Below are 26,456 nucleotides of genomic sequence, written 5' to 3' on the forward strand. Positions count from 1 at the left end.
TTTCAACCTTGAACGCTGCAACGCCCCGCGGCGACTCATGGCCGCTTAGCCGCGATAAAAAAAGGGCCGGTAGGTAAACCCACCGGCCCCGAGTGCGTTCGCAGGAGGAACGCCTGGAGGGGCCTGCCCGCAGGCAGGCCCCGAACTTGTCAATAATGGTAGGCGCGTTCGCCGTGCGAGGCGATGTCGAGGCCTTCGCGTTCCTCGTCCACCGAGACCCGCATCCCGATCGTCTTGTCGAGGATGAAGAACAGGATCGCGGAGATTCCGCCCGACCAGATCAGCGTGACACCGACGGCCTTCGCCTGGATCAGCACCTGAGCTGCATAGCCCGGGAAGCCGAACACCGCCGTGCCTGGTGTGGCGCCATAGTCGGCGATACCCTGACCACCCAGCGCCGGATCGACGAGGATGCCGGTCGCGAGTGCGCCGAAGATGCCGCCGATGCAGTGGACGCCAAACACGTCGAGCGAGTCGTCATAGCCAACCTTGTTCTTCACGAACGTGCAGAAGAAGAAGCAGAGCGGCGAAACGAGCAGACCGAGCACGACCGAGCCCATCGGGCCGGCAAAGCCAGATGGCGGCGTGATGGCAACAAGGCCCGCAACCGCACCGGTGACGGCACCGAGCAGAGACGGCTTGCCCTTGGCGATCCATTCAACGACAACCCACGACACCGCCGCCGCCGCAGTGGCAACAAAGGTGTTGATGAAGGCGACACCGGCGACGCCATTGGCTTCGAGGTTGGAACCGGCGTTGAAGCCGAACCAGCCCACCCACAGCAGGCTGGCGCCGATCATCGTCATGGTCAGCGAGTGCGGGGCCATCACGTCCTTGCCGTAGCCCGTACGCTTGCCGATGATGAGGCAGCCCACGAGACCGGCGATACCGGCGTTGATGTGAACGACCGTACCGCCGGCAAAATCGATGGCGCCCATCTGGAACAGATAGCCGGCATGGCCATTGGCGGTTGCATAAGCCGCATCACCCGCGAGCTTGGCGGTGCCGAGCGCGTCCGGACCATCCCAATACCACACCATGTGCGCGACCGGGAAATAGACCAAAGTCACCCACAGGATCATGAAGATCATCAGCGAAGAAAACTTCACCCGTTCCGCGAAAGCACCGATGATCAGCGCAGGCGTGATGCAGGCGAAGGTCATCTGGAAGCAGATATAGGCATATTCGGGAATGTAGATGCCGTTCGAGAACGTCGCCACCGTCGTGTTAGCGTCGACACCCTTGAGGAACATCTTGCCGAAGCCGCCGACGAAGGCATTGCCTTCGGTGAACGCCATCGAATAGCCGTACACAACCCACAGAACAGCAACGATGCTGACAATCATGAAAACCTGAGTCAGCACCGACAGCATGTTCTTGGTGCGGACGAGGCCGCCGTAGAACAGAGCAAGTCCGGGAACCGACATCATCAGGACGATCGCCGAGGAGACAAGCATCCAGGCGGTATCGCCCTTGTTGACGGTCGGGGCCGGGATCGGCGAGGCGGCAGCCGCCGCGGTCTGCGCCCATGCGGGCATAGCGGCGAGAGCGACGGCGGCCAGCGCGCCCGCTCCCAACGCAATCTTGCTAGAAAGCTTCATGTTTCCCCCTTTGCTCACAGCGCGACATCGTCGGTTTCGCCGGTGCGGATCCGCACAGCCTGCGCGACGTCGATAACAAAGATCTTGCCGTCGCCGATGGCGCCGGTGTTGGCTGACTGCTGGATCGCCTCGACAACGCGCGACGCCAGATCATCCGAGGTGGCAACCTCAACCTTGATCTTCGGAACCATGTTCGTGCTGTATTCGGCCCCACGGTAGATTTCCGTTTGACCTTTTTGCCGCCCGAAGCCCTTGACCTCGGTAACGGTCATGCCCTGCACGCCAATTCCGGACAGCGCTTCACGCACCTCATCCAGCTTGAACGGCTTGATAATGGCAATGACGAGTTTCATTCCGCCTCCCTTTTTTAAGCCCGATTGTGCATCGCAATAATCGTGCCAGATCGGAAGCAGGCGGAATCGCTACAGGAAAATCATTGCAGGACTGGAGCAGCGCAAACGACGAGCCCAGCGTTTAATCAGAAGTTAGCAGTTGCCCGATTTTTGGGCAGCGCCCGCAACAACCAGAGCTTCAATCTCGGGCAAGGCGGCCTTCACCGCGCACCAACCGATGTCGATCAGCTCGGCAGCCTTGGTGAAGTCGTGGATCTCGACATGCCCCACGGGCAGGGTCAACGCCAGGTCAGGCGGATCGATAGCCAGCGAATGGCGCGCGAGCTCGGCCATCAGCAGCATCGTCGACGCGCGCACCACCGCCATCGTCGAATGCACGCCCGCCGGCCGCGCGCGGATCGCCGAGGATACACCGCGACCGTGATAATCGCCCTGCAAATTGACCGAAAGGACCGGCAGCGTGGGTGCGATCGCTCGCGCAGCGGCTACGGGCACCGGCATCACGACGCCGCCATCGACCAGAAAATGCCCGTCGCGCTGCACGGGCCGAAACAGGCCGGGGATCGCGATCGACGCCATGATCGCCGGCACCACCGGCCCGCGATCGGTGATTACCGCCGCCCCCGACACCAGATCGGCCGCGACTGTCGCCGCTGGCATCCACAGATCCTGAAAACGGATTTCGCCCAGATGGAGCTGCAATTCACGGGCGATCGTGCGCCCGCCAAGCACCGCCCCGCGCTTCATGTGCAGATCGAGATAGGTGAGGATGCGCAGCCAGCTTGTCGATCGCGCGATATGTTCGAGTGCGTCGAGCCGTCGCGCCGCGAAGCAGACCGCCGCCAGCGCGCCGATCGAAGTGCCGGCGACCGCCTTGATCGGGATCTTCGAATCCTCCAGCGCGCGCAGCACGCCGATATGCGCCCAGCCCAACGCGGCCCCGCCCCCCAGCGCGACCGCAATCGCCATGTTACGCTGCCGTTCCGCCCACGGTGAGCGCGGAGATCATCACAGTAGGCTGGCCGACCCCAGCCGGCACCGACTGACCACCTTTGCCGCAGATGCCAACGCCCTCGTCAAGCGCCATGTCGTTGCCGATCGCCGTCACCTTGGTGAGCACCGAAGGCCCATCGCCGATCAACGTCGCGCCCTTGATCGGCACGGTGATCTTGCCATTCTCGATCTTGTACGCCTCGGTGCACGAGAAGACGAACTTGCCGCTGGTAATATCGACCTGCCCGCCGCCGAAGCTCTTCGCATAGATGCCATTGCCGGCGCGGGCGATGATTTCGGCCGGATCGTCATTGCCGCCATACATGAAAGTGTTGGTCATCCGCGGCATCGGCGCATGCGCATAGCTTTCGCGGCGGCCATTGCCGGTGGGGGCGACCCCCATCAAGCGGGCATTGAGCCGATCGTGGATATAGCCCTTCAATATGCCGTCCTCGATCAGCACGTTGCACTGGGTGGGGGTGCCCTCGTCATCGATGGTCAGCGATCCGCGGCGATCCGCGATCGAGCCATCGTCGACGACGGTCACGCCGGGGGCCGCCACCCGCTCGCCGATCCGGCCGGAAAAGGCCGATGTGCCCTTGCGGTTGAAATCGCCTTCGAGGCCGTGGCCGATCGCCTCGTGGAGCAGCACGCCGGGCCAGCCGGGGCCGCACACCACCGTCATCTCGCCGGCGGGAGCGGCGACAGCATCGAGATTGACGAGCGCCTGGTGCAGCGCCTCATCGATCGCACGGTTCCAGGTGACGGGTTCAAACAGCCGATCGTACAGGAAGCGGCCGCCGGTGCCGAAATATCCGGTCTCCCGCCGGCCATTCTGCTCGACGACGATCGACACGTTGAGCCGCACCAGCGGCCGCACGTCGAACGCCACGAAACCATCGGGCCGAACGATCTCGACGACGCTCCACGAGCCGGAGATGCCGACCGACACCTGCACGACGCGCGGATCGCGCGCGCGCGCCGCAGCGTCGACCTCCTGGCACAGGGCCACCTTCCGGGCGAAGGGGATCAGACTGAGCGGATCCTCGCCCGTATAGAGCGCACTGTTGGTGCGGCGCGGGGCCGGCGAACGGCCGGCCTTCGCGGGATCGAGCAAAGTCATCGTCTCGCCCGCGCGGCGGATCGCCGATTCGGAGAGTTCATTGGCATGGGCGAAGGCGGTGGTTTCGCCGGATACGCCGCGCAGGCCGAAGCCGGCCTGGGTGTTGAAATCGGCGGTCTTCAGCCGCCCGTCATCGAAGCCGAAGCTCTCCGACGCCATATATTGAAGGTAAAGCTCGCCATCGTCGCAATTTTTCAGCGTTTCGGTGGTCACACGCAACGCCGCGTCGGGATCGAGCGTGTCGCGATAGAGGAAGCGGCGGGGATCGGAGAGCATGATGGTCATGCCACAGATATAGGCGCCTTAAGCGTGCGATCCAGTATGATCCGCAGGTCCGCCGATCAAAATGAAATGCCGGTCGCAATAACCGCAATCGGCCGCACCCGATTCGTCGATCTGGATGAACACCCGCGGGTGGCCGAGAGCGGCCCCGCCCGGAATATCGCTGGCGCCGTCGCAGGATATGCGGGCCGTGGTGACGCGGACGGTTTCGGGCATGTTGGCGGGCGCGGTGCTCATGAGCAGCCGATTAGCAAGCGCCGGGGCGGCACGCAATCCGGGGATGCGCGATCATGCCGATTGTGAGAGAGCCCCGATCAGACGGACAAGACCTCAACCGAGCGCCGCCGGGCGGCTGCGACAAGGTCGTTATCGCATGATGCCAAAGGCCACCGTTTTCGCACGGCGAGCTCGAGATATGCGGCGTCATAAGGCGTGAGGCCTTGTTCGCGCGAAAGCGTATGGGTTGCACCCCAGGCGTGGATATCCGTTTCGTCATCGATGGCGAGCCCCAGACGCTCGAGACGAGTGAGCGACTGATCGACAAAAGCTTCGTCGCAGCGGCCGCGGCGGACTGCGTTGCGGAGCACATTCGCGACTTCCAGCCTCCACAAAGACGGGACGACCGCGCCTTCGGCGACGATACGTAACAGGACATTATGCGCGGCTTCGGTGCGCTCATCCTCGAACAGCCAGCTAATCGCCATCGATGCATCGAGGACGACTGTCACCCCCGCCGTCCCTCGTCGAGCAAATCCCTGATCGACAGGCCGCCGAGCGAACGCGCCTTGCTTTCGGCGATGATTTCAGCCGCCGCATTCTCGGCATCCCTGCGGCTTTGGGCGTGTGCGGCCGACCGACGAATGAGGATATCGCCATCCTGGGTTTCGATCTCGACCTGCTCGCCATCACTCAGGCCAGATGCCCGTGCGACGTCGAAAGGCACACGAATGGCGAGATTTTTGCCCCATTTGCCGACGATCACCTGGGTCATTGCGATAGCTCCATGGCGTTTGGAATATTCTGGCATATCCCCAACCCCAAAGACAAGGCAATTGCGGCATCATCGACGAACGGATGTTACCGCGCCATCGCCCGCGCCATGCCGCCAAGCGCGTCGCCCATCCGCCGCCCGAGGTTGAAGTCCACTTCGGATTCGGCGATCGCCCGCGTCATCGCATCAATCCACTGGTCCGCCGTCGTCGCTTCGATCGCCATCCTGCCGTGCGCCGACATGATGCAGGCCCCCGGCCGCTGCGCGAACCAGTCGCGCGGTCCGCCGAGCCAGGCGCTGAGAAAGCCGGCCAGCGAATCGCGCATCGGCGCGAGATCGGGTGCATGGAGCGCGCGCAGATCGGCGTAACGATCGTCCTGTTCCATCAGATCGTAGAAGCGATCGACGATGGCACGCACGACACGGGCGCCACCGATCATCTCATAAGGCGTCCTCGACAGGATCGCGGTATCGGCCTCGGCCATTCTCTCACCGTCCTTTTATGCAAGGGTAGTGCGTGCACATGGCATCGGCAGACTCCCCGCGCTTTGATTCAGGTCATGATCGTGACGACGAACGGCCCGAATTTTCAGATGAGGGGCCAGCCGGCCGATGGTGTCTCAGGGGCAGAAGCGAGTTCCTCGAGAGATTTGCTTTGCCCACCCGAACACCTCGGTTTGCGCCGGGACAAAATGCGGGCGAGGCGCCACCGCAACGCCACCCCCTTGCCGGATCGCAAGGGAAATGGAGCAACATCATGTCCTTTGCCCTTTCCAACACCCTGCCTCCCCACCGGGCTTTGATCCTCGCCGCGATCGCTCTCGCGACGTCGGGTTGCCAGAGTGGCCCCGCCGCACGATCGGGCTTTCTCTCCAGCTATGCCACCCTGCCCGCGCCGGAAAAGAACAGGAAAGCGTCAGCCTATCATCGCGACGACGCGGCTTCGGATGCGATCCGGACGGTCTTCATCCAGCCCGCCGAGATCGCTCCCGACATCGAAACAAAACTGACCGCCGAAGAAAAGGCCATGGTGCTGCACGAGGTCAACCGGCAGATCTGCTTCGAGATCAGCGAGCGCTTCCTGATCGCACAGACGCCCGGCCCTGACGCTTCGACGATCAGGACCGCAATCGTCCGCCTGCAATCGAACAGCCGGGTTGGCTCGGTGGTTGCGGCGGCCGTCGACTTCGTCAATCCGGTGCCGGTCGTCAAATTCCGCCTGCCGTCATCGACTGGCGGCCTTGCCGTCGAATCCGAATTGCTGGCGCCCGACGGTCGGCAGGTCGCCGCGATGCTGTGGGCGCGTAATGTGGAGATCGCCGGCCGGACCAAGCCGTCCCTGTCGCGCGCGGGTGATGCCCTGCAACTCGCCGAGCCGCTGGGCGACACCGTCGCCAAGGCTTTTGCGAGCGAAAATCGTCCGAAGATCAAGACGGACAAGCCTGGGCCCTGCGACCATTTCGGATCACGCAAAAACATCGGCCGAACCGTTGCCAACGGCTTTGTGGGCGGCGTCACCGGTCTCTATATGCCCCAGGTCGCCGGGACGAGTGTTTCACAGAAGGAAACGCTTGACTGACTCGCCCGGAGAGTCTGTTTGCAAATGCGCCTTTGGCGCATTTGCAAACAGACTCTGACGCCAAGGCCTGATCTCAGAACATATAGCCCAGCTTGACGCCATATGTTGCCGGTTTCGAATAAGTGACCGCCGTCGCGGTTCCCGAAATCAGGATGCCCGCAATATAGGTCTCATTCAGGATATTGTTTCCCCAGATCGTCAAGCGCCAGCGCTGATCCGGCGTGGTATAGCTCATGCTGCCGTTGACGACGGTGAAGGCCGGCTGGACGGTGTTGCTCGAAACGTCATGGTACATCTTGGCGGTATAGGAGCCGGTGACGTTGACGGTCAGCTTGCCGCCATTGGCGATCGCCGTCTCATAGGCGACGGTGCCGTTCGCCTGCACCCGCGGCGTGCGGATCATCGGATGGCCAGAGGCATCGAAGATGAACGACGTGTTGCCACCGATCGGAACCCCATTGGCGTCGGTGGTCGGACGGAAGCCCTGCGCGCCGGGGAAGCTTTTATACTCGCCATGGACATAGCCCAGGCCGCCGCGCAGCGTCAGGCCCGCCAGCGGCCGGGCGGTGACATTGGCTTCGAAGCCGTAAATCTCCGCCTTGGCCGCGTTGCGCAGGATCAGCGTCGTCGGAGTCGTGCCGAACGAGAGCTGCTGGAGGTTCTTGTAATCATAATAATATGCCGCTGTGTCGAACGAAAATACCGATGACAGCGAACCCTTCATGCCGACTTCGAATGCGTCGACGGTTTCCGGCTTGACCGCGTCCACCTGCAGGCCGTTGGAGTTGAACACGCCGGACTTGAAGCCCCGGCTGTAGCTTGCATAAGCATTGAGCGTGGGCGTGACCGCATAACGCAGCGCGACGCGGGGCGTGAAGCTCGAAAAGGATTCCGACGGGCTGACCTGGGCCGCCGTGTTGGGCAGGCCGGTGGCAACGACGATGGTCGTACCGGTATAAGAAGGCCTGTCGTTACTGTAGCGACCGCCCGCAACCGCGGTCAGCCGATCGGTGATGCGGTAGGTCAATTCGGCGAAAACGGCATAGGCCTTGATGTCGACGTCGGGAATGAAGCGTCCCGCGGTGAGCGGCGGCGAATCCGACGGCACGAACAGGCCGCCGAACGTATTGCTCCTGAAAAAGCCATGTTCCCTGTAGTAGGTTCCCCCCACCAGCCAGCTCAACGGGCCCTGGTTCGTCGACGTCAGCGTCAGATCCTGCGAGACCATGTCGGTGCCGAAATTGATCTTCGTCTGCAGGTTCGCCGCCGGCGTAAGATCGGAGTCGGTGAAGACGAACTGCCGCGCATTCGAGAAGGCGGTTAAAGACGTCAGCTTCGCGAAGCCCAGATCATGCTCGATGTTGAGGCTGCCGCCATAGACCTTCACCTGATTGACGTTCTCCACGGTGAGCGCCGACGTATTGGGTTCATTGGCGAGGAGAATGTTTGGGACGGTCCTGCGGATCACGGTATTGCCGTTGAGCGGCTGGTTGCCGAAGCTGCTGAGATCGTTGCTCCACCGATAATAGCCGCTGACGAGAATCTGCGTCGCAGGATCGGGCTCGAACAGCAGCTTGCCGCGCACGCTGTGCGAGCGGAGATAGCCGACATCGCGGTTGAGGAAGATATCGCGGCGGAAACCGTCATTGCGCGTGAAATTTCCGGACAGGCTGACAGCCAACTTGTCGGACAGCGGGGTGGAAACGAAGCCGTTCAGCTCCACTTCGTTGAAGCGGCCATAGCCGACGCTGAACTTGCCGGTCGCCGCATTGAGCGATGGCTTGAGCGTGGTGATGCTGATCGCGCCGCCTGCGGCGTTTCGGCCGAACAGCGTGCCCTGCGGACCCTTGAGAACTTCGATCCGGTCGATATCCTCGAAGCGGAGAAAGTTGGCGGCCTGGAAAGGCTGATAGACACCATCGATATAGATGGCGACGTTCGAACTGTCGCCGACCGACCCGCCGGTCGAACCGATGCCGCGGATCAGCGGCTGCGCGGATGAACCGAATTGCTGAAAATTGAGGCCGGGCGTAACCTGCATCAGCCCGCGCGCATCGGTGACACCGGTCTTGGCCAGGCTCTCGCTGTTGAAAGCGGTGATCGAGATCGGCACATCGCGCAGCAACTCGCTGCGGCGCTGCGCGGTCACGATGATGTCCTGCGAGGAGGGTTCCTGGGCCGGGCTTTGTGCATTCGCGGCCGATGCCACCGCGGGGGCGGCCTGAGCATAGACCGCGCCATGCGCCGCGCAGGCGGCCACGGCGCCAAGCAAGGCTGTTCTGGGCATGTTCGGCATATATCCTCACCTTTTATTGTTATTCTTTATGTTGTTCTGGTTGCCGGGCCTTCGTTGGCCTCTCGCAACCACGCCTTCAAATATTTTGGCTTCGTCGTTGCCATATCGGCCGATATGGAACCGCGAAGCATCGAACTTGAAGCGGCCCATTTCCGAACGACACGACAACAAAAATCAAGCGCGAACTGGTTGAAGGATAATTCATGCCGCCCAGGCATCGCCGGGATTCGGCATCTTCCACAGCAAATATATGGGTGCTTTTGTGTGAGCACCCCCTTTGGGAAGGTCATTTTGCCATAGCCTGACGTTCGGTTACTTCCCCAGATCTGGCTTGGGTAAGCCAGTGAACTTCATCTGGCCGATGATCTGATGACTTGTGCGGACGCGACTCCGGCGCGGACGGGGCGGACAGGCAGCCCGCTGCGCCGCGTTGCTTCCCTCTCAGCCGGAACCGCGAGCCCATGCCAGCGCATCGCCCACGCGCTTATCACGCATGGCCGCAAAATCGGCGAGCCGACTTACCAGCGTTGCCACCATTGAGTAGCCACCTCAGCCTCCTCCGGATCGCTATCATCCGCATCGGCTCGCAATGCCGTGGTCGCGCTGCCCGCGACGGCGGCGCGAACCTCCCGTTCGATACGGTCGAGGCCGTCATACTCCGGCCAGAACCGAACACCGGCAACCGCGCGATGGCGCAGCTCGGTAACGAGATTCAGGGTGAACTGCGGATCGCCATCATAGCTGTCGGGCAATTTTTCCATGCTGTCGGCAAGCGCAGCGACGTCGGTTGCGGGAAAATCGCGCAACATTTCATCGGCCTCCGACCGGGCCCAGAATTCCGGTGTATCCCAAAGGCGGCTCATGACTGAACTCCTCGCTCGTTTCGCGGTGGAAAGCGGCGGCCTGCCCGGCGGCTACCTCCTGATCCGATTACGCACTGAAGCTGGAATAGAACAAAAAGAGAACATTGTCCAGCCACAGCAAGCGGCGGTCATTTTCGCGGCAAGGGTCAGCCCCAACCGTTAGAGAACGGGGTGGCAAGAATCGACCGGAAAGGAGAGATGCGGCACTCGGCTCCCGGATGACCGGAGCTAGAAAATCCAGCCGTTCATGATGACCAGCTGAGATCGGGAGCAGCAGAGGATCGCGATCGGGCGACCTGCCTGCTGGGGCGAAGTCGCTGCTCGATCGGCGATCTTGGGTGGATTGCGCGGAACGACCGAATCCAGCGACGGCAGCCGCCCCGACTCTCCTGCCCCGGTTCGCAGCTCGCGACTAATTGCCGTCCGCGTCGACCGTGAACACGACAGGCTTGCCTCGAGACGCGGGCTCCCACCCAGCCAGTAAAGCTGCACGAATTCCCCGAGAAACAATAGCGTCACTCACCTGGAGACGGCCCCGCTGCAGCCCCTTCAACAAGCGTTTCGGCGGGGGAAATTCCAGCAATGCTCCGCGCTGTGTGTCTTTCTGCAGCAAGGCGACTGTCATGCCCTTCCAGCCTTCGGACTCGGCCCATTGCGGCTCGCTCCGGAGTTCCCACTCATATTGGAGCCCATCGACGTCGACGATACCGGCAAGCCTGTGAATTTTAGTCATGTCGACACGCCTAGCACGTCTTCGTCTGCAAACCAGTCGATTGCGGTCGCTTGGAAGGCATCGGGACGAACGCCCGCGTTTATGGCCCCACCCAACTCATCGTCGACGGAAACCGACAGCGGCATTTTCCCGGCGGATCACCCGTCCGAAAACCCGAACGGAGCGATCGCCCGCCGGTAATCGTCGGGCAACAACTGCCGCCCGATCGGCGGCGCAGATCGGGCCGTGCATTCGGTGCGGTGGCACAGGCGGCAGCTCGTGCCGATCGGGGTGGGCTTGATCTCGCCCGCCGGCTGACCGCGCGTGTAGACCAATTTGCCGGCATGTTCGGCGGCGCAACCCAAAGCGATCGCGCGCTCGACCTTCGGCACGCCATATGCGCCGCCGCCCGCCGTCACCGTGCGCGCGATCGAAAAGAAGCGCTGGCCGTCGGGCAGTTCGAGCCATTGCGTAACGATCTCACGCGGCGTGCGGAAAACCTGATGGACCGACCAGAGCGGGCAGCCGCCGCCATGGCGCGCGAACGGGAAGCCGGCACCGTCGAGCCGCTTCGAAATATTGCCCGCCGGATCGACCCGGATGAAGAAGAAGGGCACGCGTTCGTGGCCGGGCTTCTGCAAAGTCGTCAGCCGGTGCGCGGCCTGTTCGAAGCTGGTGCCGAATTGGCGGGCCAGCGCCTCAACGTCATAATGGCGCATCTCGACCGCCCGGGCGAAGGTCGAATAGGGCATCAGCAACGCCGCCGCCGCATAGCTGGCGAGCGCCTTGCGGGTCAGCCGTTCGCCGCCGTCGGTGGCGAAGCTCCCCTCCTTGAGCACCGCATCGATATCGCGGCGCATCTCCAGATAGGCGATCTGCAGCGCAAGCTGGAACGCCTGGCTCGGGCCGCTCAGCGTGTCATCGAGCAATACCTCGTCGCGGTGGCGATCATAGCGCCGGATCGATCCGACCATCACGTCGGGCGGCAGCCGGCGCACGCGCAGATTGTGGCGGGTCTTGAGATGCGCGATCAGCCCCTCCTGCCCGCCGATCGTCTGCGCCAGCCGCTCGGCGGCGTCGTCGAGCGCCGGAAAGCTGTTGCGCCGCGCCGCCAGGAAGCGCCGCGCCTCGGCGACCGGATCGGGCGCTTCGGCTACCCGCTCGCCGCCCGCGCCGCGATCGGCGAGCGCGAGCTGATCCTCCTGATAGGCGGTATAGAGGCGGAGCAACGCCTCGGTGACGCCGGGATAGGAGGTGGCGACATCGGCCGTCTCGAGCGGCGGCAGATCGATGTCAGTAAACATCGGATCCTTGAACACGCCTTGCAACCGGGCGGTATATTCGGCGCCGCCGTCGCCGGCGAGTTCGGACATATCCATCCGATAGGTCCGCGCGAGCCGCAGCAGCATGTCCGCCGTCAGCGGCCGCTGATTGCGTTCCAGCAGCGCGACATAGGATGGCGAGATATCGAGATCCGACGCCATATTGGCCTGCGTCAGCCCCAGGTCACGCCGCAGCCTTTTCAGGCGCGGGCCCATATAGACGGGGCGTTCATTGGACATAGCATGCTGCTCCGGACCGCATTGTCGTTACTATACAACTTTACACCAATTGTTTGTAAAGTGTTACAGCTAAACTTCGCGGCCTCTCTCGCAGCTGCGAGAAACGCCCTAATCGTCGTCCATCACATCGGCGATTCGAAGGCACAAGTCCATGTCGTACCAGGATACCATCACCCAGCTGAACACGCTCATCGCGAGCAAGAATGGCACATGGGACGGAATCAGCGCGGAAGCGGTAACCCGTATGCGCCTCCAGAACCGGTTCCGCTCGGGCCTCGATATCGCGCGCTACACCGCCGCGATCATGCGCCGCGACATGGCCGCTTATGATGCCGATCCGGCGAACTACACCCAGTCGCTCGGCTGCTGGCACGGCTTCATCGGCCAGCAGAAGATGATCTCGATCAAGAAGCATTTCGGCACCACCAAGGGCCGTTATCTCTATCTGTCGGGCTGGATGGTCGCGGCTTTGCGTTCCGAATTCGGGCCGCTGCCCGATCAGTCGATGCACGAAAAGACGAGCGTGCCCGCGCTGATCGAGGAGCTGTACACCTTCCTGCGTCAGGCTGACGCCCGCGAACTCGGCATGATGTTCCGCGAGATCGACGCCGCCCGCGATGCCGGCGACCAGATCAAGGAAAAGCAGCTGCTCGGCCAGGTCGAGAATTATCAGACCCATGTCGTGCCGATTATCGCCGATATCGATGCCGGCTTCGGCAATGCCGAGGCGACCTATCTGCTCGCCCGCAAGATGATCGAGGCCGGCGCCTGCGCGCTGCAGATCGAAAATCAGGTTTCCGACGAAAAGCAGTGCGGGCATCAGGACGGCAAGGTCACCGTGCCGCATGAGGATTTCCTCGCGAAGGTCCGCGCGTGCCGCTATGCGTTCCTCGAACTCGGCATCGAGGACGGCATCGTCGTCACCCGCACCGACTCGCTCGGCGCAGGCCTCACCAAGCAGATCGCAATCAGCAACGAGCCCGGCGATATCGGTGACCAGTATAACAGCTTCCTCGATTGCGAGGAGATCGATCCGGCGACCGCACGCAATGGCGACGTGATCCTGAACCGCGACGGCAAGCTGCTGCGCCCGAAGCGCCTGCCGAGCAACCTGTTCCAGTTCCGCCCCGGAACCGGTGCCGATCGCTGCGTGCTCGATTGCATCACCTCGCTCCAGCATGGCGCCGACCTGTTGTGGATCGAGACCGAGAAGCCACATATCGAGCAGATCGCCTCGATGGTCGATCGCATCCGCGAAGTCGTCCCCAACGCCAAGCTGGTGTACAATAATTCTCCCTCGTTCAACTGGACGCTCAACTTCCGCCAGCAGGTCTATGATGCGTGGGTGGAAGCCGGCAAGGACGTCTCGGCTTATGACCGCGCCAAGCTGATGAGCGTCGACTATGACGGCACCGAACTCGGCACCGAAGCCGACGAGCGCATCCGCACCTTCCAGAAGGACGGCGCGAAGCGGGCCGGCATCTTCCACCATCTGATCACGCTGCCGACCTATCACACCGCGGCTTTGTCGACCGACAATCTGGCCAGGGAATATTTCGGCGACGCCGGCATGCTCGGCTATGTGAAGGGCGTGCAGCGTCAGGAGATCCGCCAGGGGATCGCCTGCGTGAAGCATCAGAACATGTCGGGATCCGACATCGGCGACGATCACAAGGAATATTTCGCCGGAGAAGCCGCGCTGAAGGCCGGCGGGGCGCACAATACGATGAACCAGTTCGCGGCCTAACAAGGGTCACCCTGGGGAGGGTGCAGGCGGCCCGGGGCTTTCAGCCCTGGGCCGCTTTACTTTTGCGCCCCGGTCACGATGCGCAACGACCGCTGGTTACCATATAGACCCGGCTGGACATGCGCCGGGCACCGGCGATCGGACACGGCCAGCCGGTGCGCTGACGCCAATCCTCGGCACCGGCCGGCGTGGCGAGAGCATCGTGCGTGTCGACAACCAGAACCGCCGCCCCGTCGGCACCACCTGACGCGCTCCATTGCGGCACCGGACCATCCTTGCGCGTCGCCTCCTGCAGCACGCGCCGATGCCGGGCGGACCAGAACATGAACCGGCTCTGGTCGATGATCGCACCGCTTGTGCACAGCGAGACGATCGATGCGACGATCAGCGCGATGCTGATCCCGTTTTCGAGGCGCGCAGCGGCAAAGCGCGCGAAATGACTCAGGGCGATCAGGCTGCACGTCATGACCAACAGCGTCGACACCGCCATGATGACGATCAGCAACATGCCGAAGCCGGTGCTGAACCGCGACACTATCGCGATCAGCAGGGTCAGCAGCGCGGGCGCCATCGGGGTTTGCCAGAAGGGGCGGGTGCTCAGCTTGATCATTGTTGGCCCTTACAGATAATAAGCCTCTCCCCTTCAGGGGAGGTGTGGGGGTGGGGCCTCGCCTCCTCTGAAGCGCTGGTCTCGGTGAGACGCGGACGCCCCACCCCAACCCCTCCCCTGAAGGGGAGGGGCTTTTTCTTAACGTGTCTTCTCGTCCTCGAATAACGCCGCGAGTTGCTCGACCATCGTGCCGCCCAGTTGCTCGACATCCATGATCGTCACCGCGCGATTATAATAGCGCGTCACATCATGACCGATGCCGATCGCGATCAGCTCGACCGGCGAGCGATTCTCGATCCAGGCGATCATCTGCCGCAGGTGGCGCTCGAGATAAGAGCCGTTGTTGACCGACAAAGTCGAATCGTCGACCGGCGCGCCGTCCGAGATCACCATCAGGATCTTGCGCTCTTCCGATCGGCCGATCATCCGGTTGTGCGCCCAAAGCAGCGCCTCGCCGTCGATATTTTCCTTGAGCAGGCCTTCGCGCATCATCAGGCCGAGCGACTTGCGCGCGCGCCGCCATGGCTCATCGGCCTTCTTGTAGATGATGTGCCGCAGATCGTTGAGCCGGCCCGGCGACGGCGGGCGCCCTGCCCCCAGCCACGCCTCGCGCGATTGTCCGCCCTTCCAGGCACGCGTCGTGAAGCCCAATATCTCGGTCTTGACGCCGCAACGTTCGAGCGTGCGCGCCATGATATCGGCGCAGATCGCCGCGATCGAGATCGGCCGGCCGCGCATCGAGCCCGAATTGTCGATCAGCAGGGTGACGACGGTATCGCGAAACTTGGTCTCGCGCTCGATCTTGTAGCTCAGCGAATGGGCCGGGTTGATCACCACGCGGGCGAGCCGGGCGGCATCGAGCAGCCCCTCCTCCTGATCGAAATCCCAGCTCCGGTTCTGCTGCGCCATCAATTTGCGCTGAAGCCGGTTCGCAAGCTTGGTCACCGCGCCCTGCAGATGGACGAGCTGTTGATCGAGATAGGCGCGCAGGCGCGTCAGTTCGGCATCGTCGCACAGGTCGACCGCGGCGATCTCCTCGTCGAAGCGGGTCGTGTAGGGCTGATAGTCGAAGCCGGGCAACATATCCGACACCGGCCGGTTCGGACGGACAGGCATCATGCCCTCTTCGCCCTCGTCGCCCATATCGCTGTCGCTGTCGGTCAGCTGGTCCTCGTCGAGCTGGCTCTGCTCGCCCTCGTCATCCCCTTGTTCGGACTGTTCGGACCGCGTCTCCATCTGGCTGTCGCTGCTGCCGCCGGAATCGTCGCTCTGATCCTCCTCGTCCTGACCTTCGCTCTGATCCTCGCCTTCGTCATCCTCGCCGTCCATCGGATCGGTTTCGGGCACGGCGTCGGCATCGACGAGTTCCAGATCCTGCAGCAACCGCCCGACCAGCTTCGCGAAGGCGCGCTGATCGTCGAGCACGAGGCCGAGCGCGTCGAGATCGGCGCCCGCTTTCTCCTCGATCCACTGACGGACCAGCGACAGGCCCGGTACCGCGACGGCGGGCGGGGCATCGCCGGTCAGCCGCTCGCGCACCAGCAGGCCGATCGCCGTCGACAACGGCACCTCGTCACGATTGCGCGCGCGCACCAGCGGATCAGAGCGCAACTTGACGTCGAGCGCGTGCGACAGATTGGCGCGCACCCCCTCCATCGCGCGCGCGCCGAGCGCCTCGACCCGCGCCTGCTCGACGGCGTCATAGACGGCGCGCGCGACCGGCTCGGCGGGCGCCGAACGGTCGTGAATCTTCGCGTCGTGATGACGCAGCCGGAGCGCGAAGCCGTCGGCGAAGCCGCGTGCCTCGGCCACCTGCTGCGCCGGCAAGGTACGCGACGGCATCGGCACGCGAATCTGCTTGTAGGAAGCCGACGGCGCTTCCGCCGTGAAGTTCAGCTCCAGCTCGGGCTCGCGCGCGATCGCCCGCGCGGTGCCACCCAGCACGAGACGGAACGCCTCGATCGGCGACTGGTCGGCCATCAGCCGACCCGCATCGCGCGCCGCCGGGCTTCGTCGGCCTGCGTCATGCCTTGCCGACCACGCTTTCCGGCAGATCCTTGCCGAACACCCGCTGATAATATTCGGCCACCAGCGAACGCTCGCTTTCGTCGCATTTGTTGAGGAAGGTCAGCCGGAAGGCGAAACCGACATCGTTGAAGATCAGTGCATTCTGCGCCCAGCTGATCACGGTGCGCGGGCTCATCACGGTCGAGATATCGCCGGCGATGAAGCCCTGCCGGGTGAAATCGGCGACCTTCACCATATTGTCGACGATCTTCTTGCCGTCAGGCTTGTCATATTCGCCCGATTTGGCGAGCACGATCTGCGCCTCGGTCGCGGCCGGCAGATAGTTGAGCGTGACCACGATGTTCCAGCGGTCCATCTGGCCCTGGTTTATCTGCTGCGTGCCATGATAGAGCCCGGTCGTATCGCCGAGCCCGACCGTATTCGCCGTCGCGAACAGCCGGAACCACGGATTCGGCCGAATCACCCGATTCTGATCGAGCAGGGTCAGCTTGCCTTCCGCTTCGAGCACGCGCTGGATCACGAACATCACGTCCGGCCGGCCGGCATCATATTCGTCGAACACGATCGCGGTCGGCGTCTGCAGCGCCCAGGGCAGCAGGCCTTCGCGAAATTCGGTCACCTGCTGGCCATCTTTGAGCACGATCGCGTCGCGGCCGACCAGATCGATGCGGCTGATATGCGCATCGAGGTTGATGCGCACGCACGGCCATTTCAGCCGCGCCGCAACCTGTTCGATATGGCTCGATTTTCCGGTGCCGTGATAACCCTGCACCATCACGCGGCGGTTATAGGCGAAGCCGGCGGCGATCGCGAGGGTCGTGTCTGGATCGAACACATAGGCCGGATCGAGATCGGGCACGCGCTCATCGGCTTCGGAGAAGGCCGGCACCTCCATGTCGCTGTCGATCCCGAACATCTCGCGCACCTTCACCATCCGGTCGGGCGCATCCAGAATCGTCTCCGATCGGCTGTCGGGCTGGGTGTTGGGTAGATCGGTCATCACGAAACCTTTACTTCAAGCGAACGCCGGGCGGCTTTTGAGCTGCGTATAGGCGGAAATCACGTCCTGCAACGCCTTCTCGTGGCTACGGTCGCCGCCATTGCGGTCAGGATGGTAGCGGCGGACGAGCTCGGCATAGCGCATCCGCAACTGGCGGCGATCGCTATCCTTGTCGAGACCCAATATCTTCAAAGCGCGCCGATCGCCATCGGAGAGTTCGCGACCATCCTTGCGTGCACCGCGGCCGCCTGCAAATCGGGCGCCGATCGCATCGAGCGGATCGGTGAAATCGGCCCAGCGTGGACCTGTCTTCGGATTTGGCGAAAAGGCGCGGGTTTCGCGTTCCCAGCCGCCGAACGGCGTCTGCTCGGCCTCGATCTCGTCCGGGCTCATCCCGGCGAAAAAATTATAGCTGCTGTTGAATGCGCGGACGTGATCGAGGCACAGCCACTGCCATGCCCCTGGGCCGTCGAAGCCGTTGCGGCCGCCACGATCGGCCGGCGCGCGAAACTCGCCCGGCTGATCGCACCCTGCACGCGCGCAGGGCTGCGCCGAATCGTCGACGCGCCCGTGAAAACGTGTGTGCGCCCGGCGCCCGGAATCACCATCCGCCAATTTTCATGCCTTCGTTCAATTCCCGCCTCATTTTTCGTCGACCGCACTATATAGGCACGATGAACGATGTAACCACCGGGCCGATCGCGGCCGAAATCACCCGCCGCCTGACCGACGCGCTCGCTCCGTCGCATCTGCAGGTTATCGACGATAGCGACAAGCATAGCGGCCACGCCGGGCATGACGGATCGGGCGAAAGCCACTTCACGGTCGAGATCGTCGCACCCTCATTCAGCGGGCTCAACCGGGTCGCCCGCCAGCGCGCCGTCAACGCCGCACTGGCCGATCTGCTACGCGACAAGGTGCATGCACTGGCGATCAAGGCACGGGCACCGGAGGAAGTTTGAGTCGGTACGCGCGCCAGATCTCAGCCGTCATTCCCGCGAAGGCGGGAACCTATATACTCTGAAGCCCGAACCTCTTGCGGTTCTGACGTCATGGATTCCCGCCTTCGCTGGAATGACGAAAATAGGATCATAGTATCTTAGCCTCATCTTCCTCCACACCACAGGAACCCCGCATCCGCCCGCTCGTTTCAACAATCGTCCAGCCAAAGGAGACGGCTATGCTGAAATGGGCTCTTATCTTTCTGGTGGTCGGTGTCGTGATGGCCGCGCTCGGCTTTGGCGGGATCGGCGGCGCGTTCGTCGGTCTGGCCAAGATCTTGTTCTTCCTCGCGATCGCGATCTTCATCATCTTCGCTTTGCTGGCGCTGTTCGCGGGTCGAAAGATCAGCGACGCGCTGTAAAGAAACCTCCCGCTCGTCGTCCCTGCGAAGGCCCTTAAGTTCGCGCTTATGGCCCCTCGCAGGGACGACGCGTTTTGTTTTACGGCTTTGACCTCGTCCAATTGAGTTGATATCAACTTTATATGCGAACATCTGTCATGGATTCGCGCCATGACAGGTGCAGCATATGAAGGAGAATGAAGATGTCCGACTTGCATGGCCGCTTCGTCTGGTACGAACTGATGACCAAGGATCTCGAAGCGGCGCAACGATTCTACGGCGCGGTCATGGGCTGGGGGTCCCAGGATTCAGGGATGCCGGGCATCGACTACCGGCTGTTCAAGGTCGACGAAAGGCCCGTCGCCGGGCTGATGACGATACCCGAAGATGCGGCGAAGATGGGGATGCCGCCTAAATGGGTCGGCTATATCGGCGTCCGCGATGTTGACGCGCGCACGGCCGCCGTTGCCGAGGCGGGCGGCAAGGTCTTCAAGGCGCCGGAGGATATTCCCGGTGTCGGGCGTTTCTCGATCGTCGCCGATCCCCAGGGCGCGATGTTCGCGCTGATGACGGGCATTCCGCCCGAAGAGGGTGTGGAGCTGACTCCGAACGCGCCGGGACATGGCGCCTGGGCGGAATTGTTCGCCGGCGATGCCGGTGCGGCCTTCGATTTCTATGCCGGCCTGCTCGGCTGGACCAAAGGGCCCGGCTACGAGATGGGACCGATGGGGCTCTATCAATTGTTCGATGTCGGCGACCTTTCGATCGGCGGCATGATGAACAAGCCGGCGGAGATGCCCTTTTCGTCGTGGAACTATTATTTCACGGTCGATGGCATCGATGCTGCCATCGCGCGGGTGGGGGCAAATGGCGGCAAGGTCTGCAACGGCCCCAACGAGGTTCCCGGGCCCATGTGGGTCGCGCAGTGCAACGATCCGCAAGGCGCTTTCTTCGGGCTGGTCTCGATCGACAGATGATCCGGTATCGGCATCTTGCCGGGGAGGAATGCGCCGTATAGCCTTCGGCCATCCTCCCCATCGCAGGTGCCATAATGAAACCGAAGCTGTTTTCGTCGCTGGGCATTTCCCTGCTGCTGTTCGCGCCTCTCAGCGTCCCAGCAGCGGGCCCTGCCTTCGACCCTGCCCGCGTCAGCCAGGATATCAAGGCTCTTTCCGGCGACCCTTTCGAGGGCCGCGGCCCCGCTACGCCGGCCGAGCCCCGAACGATCGACTATATCGTCAGCCGCATGAAGGCGGCAGGACTCCAGCCCGGCGGACCGAAACATGGCTGGACGCAGGACGTTCCCTTGCTGAAGGCCGATATCGTCGGCGCGCCATCGGTGTCGCTGACGACCGGTGGCACATCGCAGGCGCTGACCCAGGGCAATGAGATTGCGGTCCGCGCCGCGCTGACCGGCCAGACCCAGGTCGACGTCGCAGGCGCGCCTCTGGTCTTCGTCGGCTATGGCGTCACCGCCCCCGAACGCAACTGGGACGATTATAAGGGCGTCGATCTGCGCGGAAAGATCATGGTCGTGCTCGTCAACGATCCCGATTTCGAAGGTGGGGAAGGCGATTTCGGCGGCAAGACGATGACCTATTATGGCCGCTGGACCTATAAATATGAAGAAGGCGCACGGCGCGGCGCAGCCGGCGTGCTTGTGATCCACGAATATGCGCCCGCTTCTTATGGCTGGGCGACGGTCAAAAATTCGAACACGATCACCAATTTCGATATCGTGCGGACCGATCCGAAGGCCACCCATACGCCGATGGAGGCGTGGATTCAGCGCGATCTCGCGGTCGACCTGTTCAAGGCTGCGGGCATGGATTTCGACGCGATGAAGAAGGCCGCGCAGCGCCGCAACTTCAAGCCGGTGGCACTCGGCACCACCCTCACCGCGCATTATGGCGTGAAGACCGAAACCATCGTGTCACACAACATACTCGGTCGCCTGCCCGGCGCGAAGCATCCGGGCGAAACTGTGATCTATTCGGCGCATTGGGACCATCTTGGCATCGGCCTGCCGGATGCGAAGGGCGATCGCATCTATAATGGCGCGCGCGACAATGCCTCGGGCATCGCGACGATGATCGAACTGGGCCGCGCCTTTGCGAAGGCGCCACGCACCGATCGTTCGATCGTCTTCCTGGCGGTGACAGCCGAGGAGAAGGGGCTGCTCGGATCCGAATATTATGGCGCCAACCCGGTCTATCCGCTCGCGACGACGGCCGGCATGATCAATATGGACAATATCATCGGCGAAGGCGCCGCGAAGGATTTCACCATATCGGGCGTCGCCAGGCTCGGCCTGCTCGACATGCTGGTGGCCGAAGGCGGCAAGCTGGGCCGCACCTACACCCCCGACCCGCGCACAGAGACCGGCGGCTTCTATCGCTCCGATCATTTCTCAATGGCGAAGCAGGGCGTGCCGGCCATCTCGTTCAAGCCGGGGCTCGATCTGCTGAACGGCGGCGTGGTGCGCGGCAAGGCGCTGAGCGATGCCTATACGAAGGAACGTTATCACCAGCCCGCCGACGAATGGAGCGCGACATGGGATCTATCCAGCGTGACGCCCGATCTGACCCTGCTCTACAATACAGGCCGGGCGCTTGCCGATAGCCGGGCCTGGCCGAACTGGAGCAGCGATTCCGAATTCAAGGCGACGCGGGACAAGAGTGCGGCGGAGCGGAAGTAGCTACGGCCTTTTCCGCCTCCCCTGAAGGGCCAGGCTTGGGAGTGGGGCAGAGCCGCATACGGTGCGCTCGTGGAGAGCCCCCACCCCAACCCCTCCCCTGAAGGGGAGGGACTTATCCCTACATGCCGAGGAAATCCCGCTTGCCGATCGGTACGCCAGCGTGGCGCAGCAGGGCGTAGGCCGTGGTGATGTGGAAGTAGAAGTTGGGCAGGACGAACTGCAGCAGATAATCCTGCCCGATGAACGGAAACTCCTGCTCGCCGGCCTTGAGGGTCACCGTTTTCTGTTCGCTGCCGTCGATCTGATCCGCGCTTACGCTCTCGACGAAGGCGATGGTCTTGGCGATCCGCTCCTGCAGTTCCGGAAACGTCGTTTCTGTATCCGGGAAGCTCGGTATTTCGATGCCGGCCAGCCGCGCAACGCCGCCCTTGACGACATCGGACGCGACCTGCACCTGCTTGGCGAGCGGAAACATGTCTTCGGCGAGACGGGCTTCGGTCAGGGTGGCGGGATCGATGCCCTTTTCCCCGGCAAATGCCATGCCCTTCGCCAGGATCTTCGACAGCGCCGAAAACTGGTGCACGACGGGGGGAACGAAAGCCTGATACATGGATAGCGACATGATGGTCCTCACATGATGATCGCCCGATCCGGACGACGTACCGATCGGTACCATCCTGTTATAGGCTTGTCACGCCCTCACGATCGCGTCGGCGATGCTTCGTCGAAAACATGGTGCCGGCCGCTCGGCGAGATTACGGTCAGCGGCCCCCAACGAACAATCGATTTGAACAGTCGATCGAGCAAGAACACTGATGCTCCTCCGCTCTCATGCGAAAGCGGAATGGCCGCTCACGGCCAATCAACGGCCCAACATCATTCGTTGCGGAGTGCCTCCATCAACGTGTCGATGTGGATGAAGGCAAAAGCCACCGAACTGTCGGCCACGCCATAAGGCACGAACAGCCACTCGCCATATTTGAGCGCGCCGCACGTATAGACCACGTTCGGAACATAGCCTTCGCGATCCTCGTCGGCCGCCGCCAGCAGAGGCTCGCGCGTGCGCCCGATCACCTTCGACGGATCATGCTTGTCGAGCAGAACCGCGCCGATAGAATATTTGCGCATCGCCCCGACGCCATGGGTGAGCACGAGCCAGCCCTCATCGAGCTCGATCGGCGACCCACAATTGCCGATCTGCACCTGTTCCCAGCCATATTGGGGCGCGAGCAGCAGTTCGCCCTCGCCCCAATAGTCGATCCGGTCGGATTTGATCAGGAACAGATTTTCGCCGTCCTGCCGGCCGATCATCATATATTCGCCGCCGATCATGCGCGGGAACAGCGCCATGCCCTTGTTGCGGGCCGCCGGGCCGCTCATCGGCACGAGCACGAAGGTGCGGAAATCGGTCGTGCGCAGCAGTTCGGAACGGATCGTCGTGCCATTATAGGCTGTATAGGTGCCGAGCCATTCCACCTTGCCATCGGCATGAACGAAACGCACGAGCCGCAGATCCTCGAGCCCGTTCTTCTGCGCCTCCGTCATCGGGAAAAGCACGGTGCCGGACAGCGATGAATCGCGATGGCGGTGAATCTCGACCGCCCCATGGCCCAGTTCGATCGCACTGTCGGCAGCGGTCGCAAACGGCGGTTCGGGCATCAGGTCGAAAGTCGCGCCGGGGCCCAATATGCCCTCGCGGAAGGCGACCGAGCTGATATGCCCCTCACCGACGGCTCGCAGCGACATTACGATCCGCACCGCACCCTTGCTCAGCCCAGACTGATCGGGGTGAGGAACGATGCTGGGGTTCATCAGCGCCGCGGCGGCATAGCTATATTCGTGGCAGAAGAAGGCCCCGATCAACTGCTTCTTGTCTTCCGACAGCGTATCGCCCTGGAGTTTCAGACCGGCCTCGACCTGCGCATAGCGGCTCATGAAGACATTGCGGGTCTGCCAATGCCGCAGATCGAAATCGCGCAGCACCAGTTCGAGCTCCGACGACGCCGTCGTCTCGTCGAGCGCAATCACCCAATCGACGATGCGCCGCACACGGCCCCGGCCGCCGTTAGCAGCGGCCTCGATGGCAATATGAAACGGGCGCACCACAACGCGCGCCGGATCGGCTTTGAGCCGCAACGGGCAATGGATCAGATCAAACAAGCTTTAAGGTCCAGACCCGCTATTGGTGGCGGCGTTACGACGCCATGGTCAACCGCTTATTGCTCGTCATCTCCCGCTTGGCAAATCGCGCCATCGCACAGGTGGCGAATTGAAATGCCAAAATCGATTCCGCGCCCTGATTACGATTGGTGCGATCGCTCATCAGCCCATCGAAACAGCCGCCGGTTTCGGGCAGGCCGATCGGCAGGCCGACATCATTGTCGCCGAGATACCAGTTCCACGCACGATCGGCAGCCGCTTTCCAGCGCTGCTCACCCGTGACCCGATAAGCAAGGAGCATCGCATCTATCGTCGCCCACGCTTCCAGCGGCTGCTGGTCAAACAAGGCCGGAAATGCGTGGTCGTGTCCGAAACTGTCGGTTCCGACCGCGCGAAACTGACCGTCCTCATTCGTCTGAACACCATCGATCCATCCCAGTGCGGCAACGCCATCCCGCAACATCGCCGGATCGTCGAGCCGCAATGCGGCCCGGATCAGCGCTTCCGGCAGGCGGCTATTGTCGTAACTCAGCACCGATTCGAACCAGATCCAATCGTCGCGCCGTTGCTGAATGAGCAACGCGTGCAAGCGGCCGCCAAAATCGGCGATGATCGCGCGGGCAACGACATGGCCGGCATGGGCTTCCAAGACGGCGTCCGCCGCCAATATCGCGAAGGCCCAGGTGCGCGGGCTTCCCAATGCGCGAACATGGGGAGCGACTTGATCGAACAGGTGCAGACCCCAGCGCCGTAGTTCGGGCGAACGCGCCTCGGATACCGTCACACCGAGCGCCCACAACGAGCGGCCGAAGCTGTCATCCGATCCGACGCTTTCGAGCCAACCGCGATCGAAACCCATGAAATTGCGGAATCGGCCTTCGTTGCCGTTCCAGGCATGTTGCACGAACGCCGCATAGATCTCGGCGAGCTCATCAGCGCGGGGTACAAGCTCGCCGTCAATCCGGTGCATCAACATCAGCGCGCGACAATTATCATCGACGCAATAGCCATGATTCCGATCCGGCACCGTAAAGATCGCATGCTGCAGAATTCCGGTGCCGTCCGTCATCCGCTCGACCGCATCCAACCTGGGTTCAAGCGGAGATGACGGGCGCGGTCCCCGCGGGAACTTCAGCGGATTTCGCCGCACCGCATCCTCGCAAATCGCGACATAGCTTTCGGCGAGCCGCGGCCAGAGCATGGTTCGCCCGATCGCCCATGCGCGATGCCGCAGCGAATCGAGATGCGCCGGATCGTCGAGCAGTTCGGACACAGCAGCCGCGATTGCGGAACTGTCGGCAAAGGGCACGAGCTTGCCCACACCATCCGCGAGCAATTCGCTGGCATGCCAATAGGGGGTAGAGACGACAGGCTTGCCGAGTGCAATCGCATAGGAAAGCGTGCCAGAGGTGATCTGCGCCTCGTTGAGATAGGGCGTCACATAAATGTCGGCCGCCGCGATATAATCGAGTAGTCGCTCCTGCTCGACGAAATGGTTGTGGAAGACCACATGATCGGCCACCCCCAGTTCGGCGGCCAGCACACTCAGGCTCTCGCGATATGCCTCACCCTCACGCGCGAGCAAGTGCGGATGGGTGGCGCCCAAAATCACATATGTCAGATCCGGATGTTTGCTCACGAGACCGGGTAGCGCCCGGATGACATGCTCGATGCCCTTGTTCGGCGACAGCAGGCCCATGGTGAGCATGATCCTGCGCCCCTCGAAGCCGAACCTGCCCTTGAACAGATCAGAATCGGCAAGCGGGCGATCGGGAACGCCATGCGGCACCACCGCTATCCGATCGGCAGGCACGCCGTGGACGCGCTGCAGCAATTCGCGGCCCTTTTCGGCCATGACGATCAACTTCGCTGCCCGGCGCACGATCGCCTCAATGACGGTGCGCTGATCGGTGTTCGGATGTTCCAATACAGTATGGAGCGTCACCACCACGGGGGCATCGACCCGATCGAGAAGGCGTAGCAGGTTCATGCCGGCGGGGCCGCCGAAAATCCCATATTCATGCTGAATCAGCACCGCATCGGCGCCGCTGGCATTGATGGCACGCGCCGCTTCGGCGTAATCCGTGATATCATCCTGGTGGATTTCGCAGCACACTTCCGGCGGATAAGCGTAATTTCCTCCGGCATCCGTCATCGCATAGGCATCGACCGCCAGATCAGGGAACGCCCCAGTCAGGGCCGCCTGCACGTCGCGCGTGAACGTGGCGATGCCACACAGACGCGGCGGAAAATTTCCGATCAGGGCAATACGCTTCATGGTTTCGACGCCGATTCTGTTCGCCATCCGTGCCTCGCTCCTGTTCCGGTTAACCGGAAGTTCAGGCTATAGAATGTGCGAGAGCGCCAAAAGTTGCGGAGGTCCGGTGCAAAACGCTGCATCGCCGCGGCATGTTACGTGCTTTAGAGCATTTTGTGATTAGATTGACGCATAGCCTGAGTTTTTGAGATAGTTGGCACATTCCTGAGGTGAGAAGGCATTGAGGAGCTGTCCGATG

General features: G+C 62.5%; 26 protein-coding genes. 7 read left to right on the forward strand and 19 right to left on the reverse strand.

The features are described 5' to 3' along the window. Positions 1-149: 149 nt before the first annotated feature. The 8 genes from BLS13_RS17705 to BLS13_RS17740 form a co-directional block, all read right to left on the reverse strand. Positions 150-1,601, reverse strand: coding sequence for an ammonium transporter (locus BLS13_RS17705; RefSeq protein WP_093454108.1), 1,452 nt, complete (start codon positions 1,599-1,601; stop codon positions 150-152). A 14-nt stretch (positions 1,602-1,615) separates the two neighbouring features. Continuing rightward, positions 1,616-1,954 carry a P-II family nitrogen regulator gene (locus BLS13_RS17710; protein ID WP_037529219.1) on the reverse strand — a complete coding sequence of 113 codons (339 nt, stop codon included), beginning with the start codon at positions 1,952-1,954 and terminating at the stop codon, positions 1,616-1,618. 132 nt (positions 1,955-2,086) lie between these two features. Continuing rightward, entirely contained in the window at positions 2,087-2,923 is an 837-nt protein-coding gene (locus BLS13_RS17715; protein ID WP_093454110.1) for a patatin-like phospholipase family protein, read from the reverse strand. A gap of 1 nt (position 2,924) precedes the next feature. Then, positions 2,925-4,355 carry a metalloprotease TldD gene (gene tldD / locus BLS13_RS17720; protein ID WP_093454112.1) on the reverse strand — a complete coding sequence of 477 codons (1,431 nt, stop codon included), beginning with the start codon at positions 4,353-4,355 and terminating at the stop codon, positions 2,925-2,927. Between the two features lie 18 nt (positions 4,356-4,373). Further along, entirely contained in the window at positions 4,374-4,589 is a 216-nt protein-coding gene (locus BLS13_RS17725; RefSeq protein ID WP_256325956.1) for a zinc-finger domain-containing protein, read from the reverse strand. A 77-nt stretch (positions 4,590-4,666) separates the two neighbouring features. Beyond that, positions 4,667-5,080 carry a type II toxin-antitoxin system VapC family toxin gene (locus BLS13_RS17730; protein WP_093454114.1) on the reverse strand — a complete coding sequence of 138 codons (414 nt, stop codon included), beginning with the start codon at positions 5,078-5,080 and terminating at the stop codon, positions 4,667-4,669. Further along, on the reverse strand, positions 5,077-5,343 hold the full coding sequence (locus BLS13_RS17735) for an AbrB/MazE/SpoVT family DNA-binding domain-containing protein (protein ID WP_176943660.1): 267 nt from the start codon (positions 5,341-5,343) through the stop codon (positions 5,077-5,079). Before BLS13_RS17735 ends, BLS13_RS17730 begins: the two co-directional genes overlap by 4 nt. 86 nt (positions 5,344-5,429) lie before the next feature. Further along, positions 5,430-5,828 (reverse strand): group II truncated hemoglobin, encoded by a 399-nt coding sequence (locus BLS13_RS17740; RefSeq protein WP_093454117.1) that lies wholly within the window; start codon positions 5,826-5,828, stop codon positions 5,430-5,432. A 272-nt stretch (positions 5,829-6,100) separates the two neighbouring features. Between BLS13_RS17740 and BLS13_RS17745 the strand changes: the two genes are divergently transcribed. After that, the gene (locus BLS13_RS17745) at positions 6,101-6,922 is read left to right on the forward strand and encodes a DUF3313 family protein (protein WP_176943661.1); all 822 of its coding nucleotides are present in this window, start codon (positions 6,101-6,103) and stop codon (positions 6,920-6,922) included. Between the two features lie 73 nt (positions 6,923-6,995). Here BLS13_RS17745 and BLS13_RS17750 read toward each other — a convergent pair whose 3' ends face one another. Both BLS13_RS17750 and BLS13_RS17755 read right to left on the reverse strand, forming a co-directional pair. Beyond that, complete coding sequence (locus BLS13_RS17750; protein WP_176943662.1) at positions 6,996-9,209, reverse strand: TonB-dependent receptor; 2,214 nt, start codon at positions 9,207-9,209, stop codon at positions 6,996-6,998. Between the two features lie 527 nt (positions 9,210-9,736). Then, the gene (locus tag BLS13_RS17755) at positions 9,737-10,081 is read right to left on the reverse strand and encodes a hypothetical protein (RefSeq protein ID WP_093454121.1); all 345 of its coding nucleotides are present in this window, start codon (positions 10,079-10,081) and stop codon (positions 9,737-9,739) included. On the opposite strand from BLS13_RS17755, the gene BLS13_RS20785 reads away from it, so the two are divergent. Next, entirely contained in the window at positions 10,080-10,244 is a 165-nt protein-coding gene (locus BLS13_RS20785; RefSeq protein WP_176943663.1) for a hypothetical protein, read from the forward strand. The genes BLS13_RS17755 and BLS13_RS20785 overlap by 2 nt on opposite strands. 249 nt (positions 10,245-10,493) lie before the next feature. On the opposite strand, the gene BLS13_RS17760 is transcribed toward BLS13_RS20785, so the two are convergent. After that, on the reverse strand, positions 10,494-10,814 hold the full coding sequence (locus BLS13_RS17760) for a hypothetical protein (RefSeq protein WP_093454123.1): 321 nt from the start codon (positions 10,812-10,814) through the stop codon (positions 10,494-10,496). A gap of 137 nt (positions 10,815-10,951) precedes the next feature. After that, positions 10,952-12,355 (reverse strand): helix-turn-helix domain-containing protein, encoded by a 1,404-nt coding sequence (locus BLS13_RS17765; RefSeq protein ID WP_093454124.1) that lies wholly within the window; start codon positions 12,353-12,355, stop codon positions 10,952-10,954. 151 nt (positions 12,356-12,506) lie between these two features. Here BLS13_RS17765 and BLS13_RS17770 point away from each other — a divergent pair, with 151 nt between their 5' ends. Next, positions 12,507-14,102, forward strand: a complete 1,596-nt coding sequence (locus BLS13_RS17770) for an isocitrate lyase (protein ID WP_093454126.1) — start codon at positions 12,507-12,509, stop codon at positions 14,100-14,102. A 73-nt stretch (positions 14,103-14,175) separates the two neighbouring features. Here BLS13_RS17770 and BLS13_RS17775 read toward each other — a convergent pair whose 3' ends face one another. The 4 genes from BLS13_RS17775 to BLS13_RS17790 form a co-directional block, all read right to left on the reverse strand. Continuing rightward, positions 14,176-14,712 carry a hypothetical protein gene (locus tag BLS13_RS17775; protein ID WP_093454127.1) on the reverse strand — a complete coding sequence of 179 codons (537 nt, stop codon included), beginning with the start codon at positions 14,710-14,712 and terminating at the stop codon, positions 14,176-14,178. A 138-nt stretch (positions 14,713-14,850) separates the two neighbouring features. After that, positions 14,851-16,692 (reverse strand): cobaltochelatase subunit CobT, encoded by a 1,842-nt coding sequence (cobT, locus tag BLS13_RS17780; protein ID WP_093454129.1) that lies wholly within the window; start codon positions 16,690-16,692, stop codon positions 14,851-14,853. A gap of 43 nt (positions 16,693-16,735) precedes the next feature. Next, the gene (gene cobS / locus BLS13_RS17785) at positions 16,736-17,740 is read right to left on the reverse strand and encodes a cobaltochelatase subunit CobS (RefSeq protein ID WP_037526140.1); all 1,005 of its coding nucleotides are present in this window, start codon (positions 17,738-17,740) and stop codon (positions 16,736-16,738) included. A 15-nt stretch (positions 17,741-17,755) separates the two neighbouring features. After that, entirely contained in the window at positions 17,756-18,355 is a 600-nt protein-coding gene (locus BLS13_RS17790; RefSeq protein WP_093454130.1) for a J domain-containing protein, read from the reverse strand. Positions 18,356-18,414: 59 nt separating this feature from the next. Between BLS13_RS17790 and BLS13_RS17795 the strand changes: the two genes are divergently transcribed. The 4 genes from BLS13_RS17795 (at position 18,415) to BLS13_RS17810 (ending at position 21,780) form a co-directional block, all read left to right on the forward strand. Next, positions 18,415-18,702, forward strand: a complete 288-nt coding sequence (locus tag BLS13_RS17795; RefSeq protein WP_093454149.1) for a BolA family protein — start codon at positions 18,415-18,417, stop codon at positions 18,700-18,702. Between the two features lie 218 nt (positions 18,703-18,920). Next, on the forward strand, positions 18,921-19,103 hold the full coding sequence (locus BLS13_RS17800) for a DUF1328 domain-containing protein (RefSeq protein WP_037526144.1): 183 nt from the start codon (positions 18,921-18,923) through the stop codon (positions 19,101-19,103). Between the two features lie 182 nt (positions 19,104-19,285). Then, positions 19,286-20,059, forward strand: a complete 774-nt coding sequence (locus tag BLS13_RS17805) for a VOC family protein (RefSeq protein ID WP_093454151.1) — start codon at positions 19,286-19,288, stop codon at positions 20,057-20,059. 74 nt (positions 20,060-20,133) lie between these two features. Beyond that, positions 20,134-21,780, forward strand: coding sequence for a M28 family metallopeptidase (locus BLS13_RS17810; protein WP_093454132.1), 1,647 nt, complete (start codon positions 20,134-20,136; stop codon positions 21,778-21,780). 118 nt (positions 21,781-21,898) lie between these two features. Here BLS13_RS17810 and BLS13_RS17815 read toward each other — a convergent pair whose 3' ends face one another. From BLS13_RS17815 to BLS13_RS17825, 3 genes are all read right to left on the reverse strand, one after another. Next, positions 21,899-22,402 (reverse strand): DUF1993 domain-containing protein, encoded by a 504-nt coding sequence (locus BLS13_RS17815; protein ID WP_093454152.1) that lies wholly within the window; start codon positions 22,400-22,402, stop codon positions 21,899-21,901. 254 nt (positions 22,403-22,656) lie between these two features. Continuing rightward, entirely contained in the window at positions 22,657-23,940 is a 1,284-nt protein-coding gene (locus BLS13_RS17820) for a glycoside hydrolase family 130 protein (protein WP_093454133.1), read from the reverse strand. Positions 23,941-23,974: 34 nt separating this feature from the next. Further along, positions 23,975-26,245 (reverse strand): glycosyltransferase family 4 protein, encoded by a 2,271-nt coding sequence (locus tag BLS13_RS17825; RefSeq protein ID WP_093454135.1) that lies wholly within the window; start codon positions 26,243-26,245, stop codon positions 23,975-23,977. Positions 26,246-26,456: the final 211 nt, after the last annotated feature.

The sequence above is a fragment of the Sphingomonas sp. YR710 genome (assembly GCF_900101455.1).
GTDB lineage: Bacteria > Pseudomonadota > Alphaproteobacteria > Sphingomonadales > Sphingomonadaceae > Rhizorhabdus.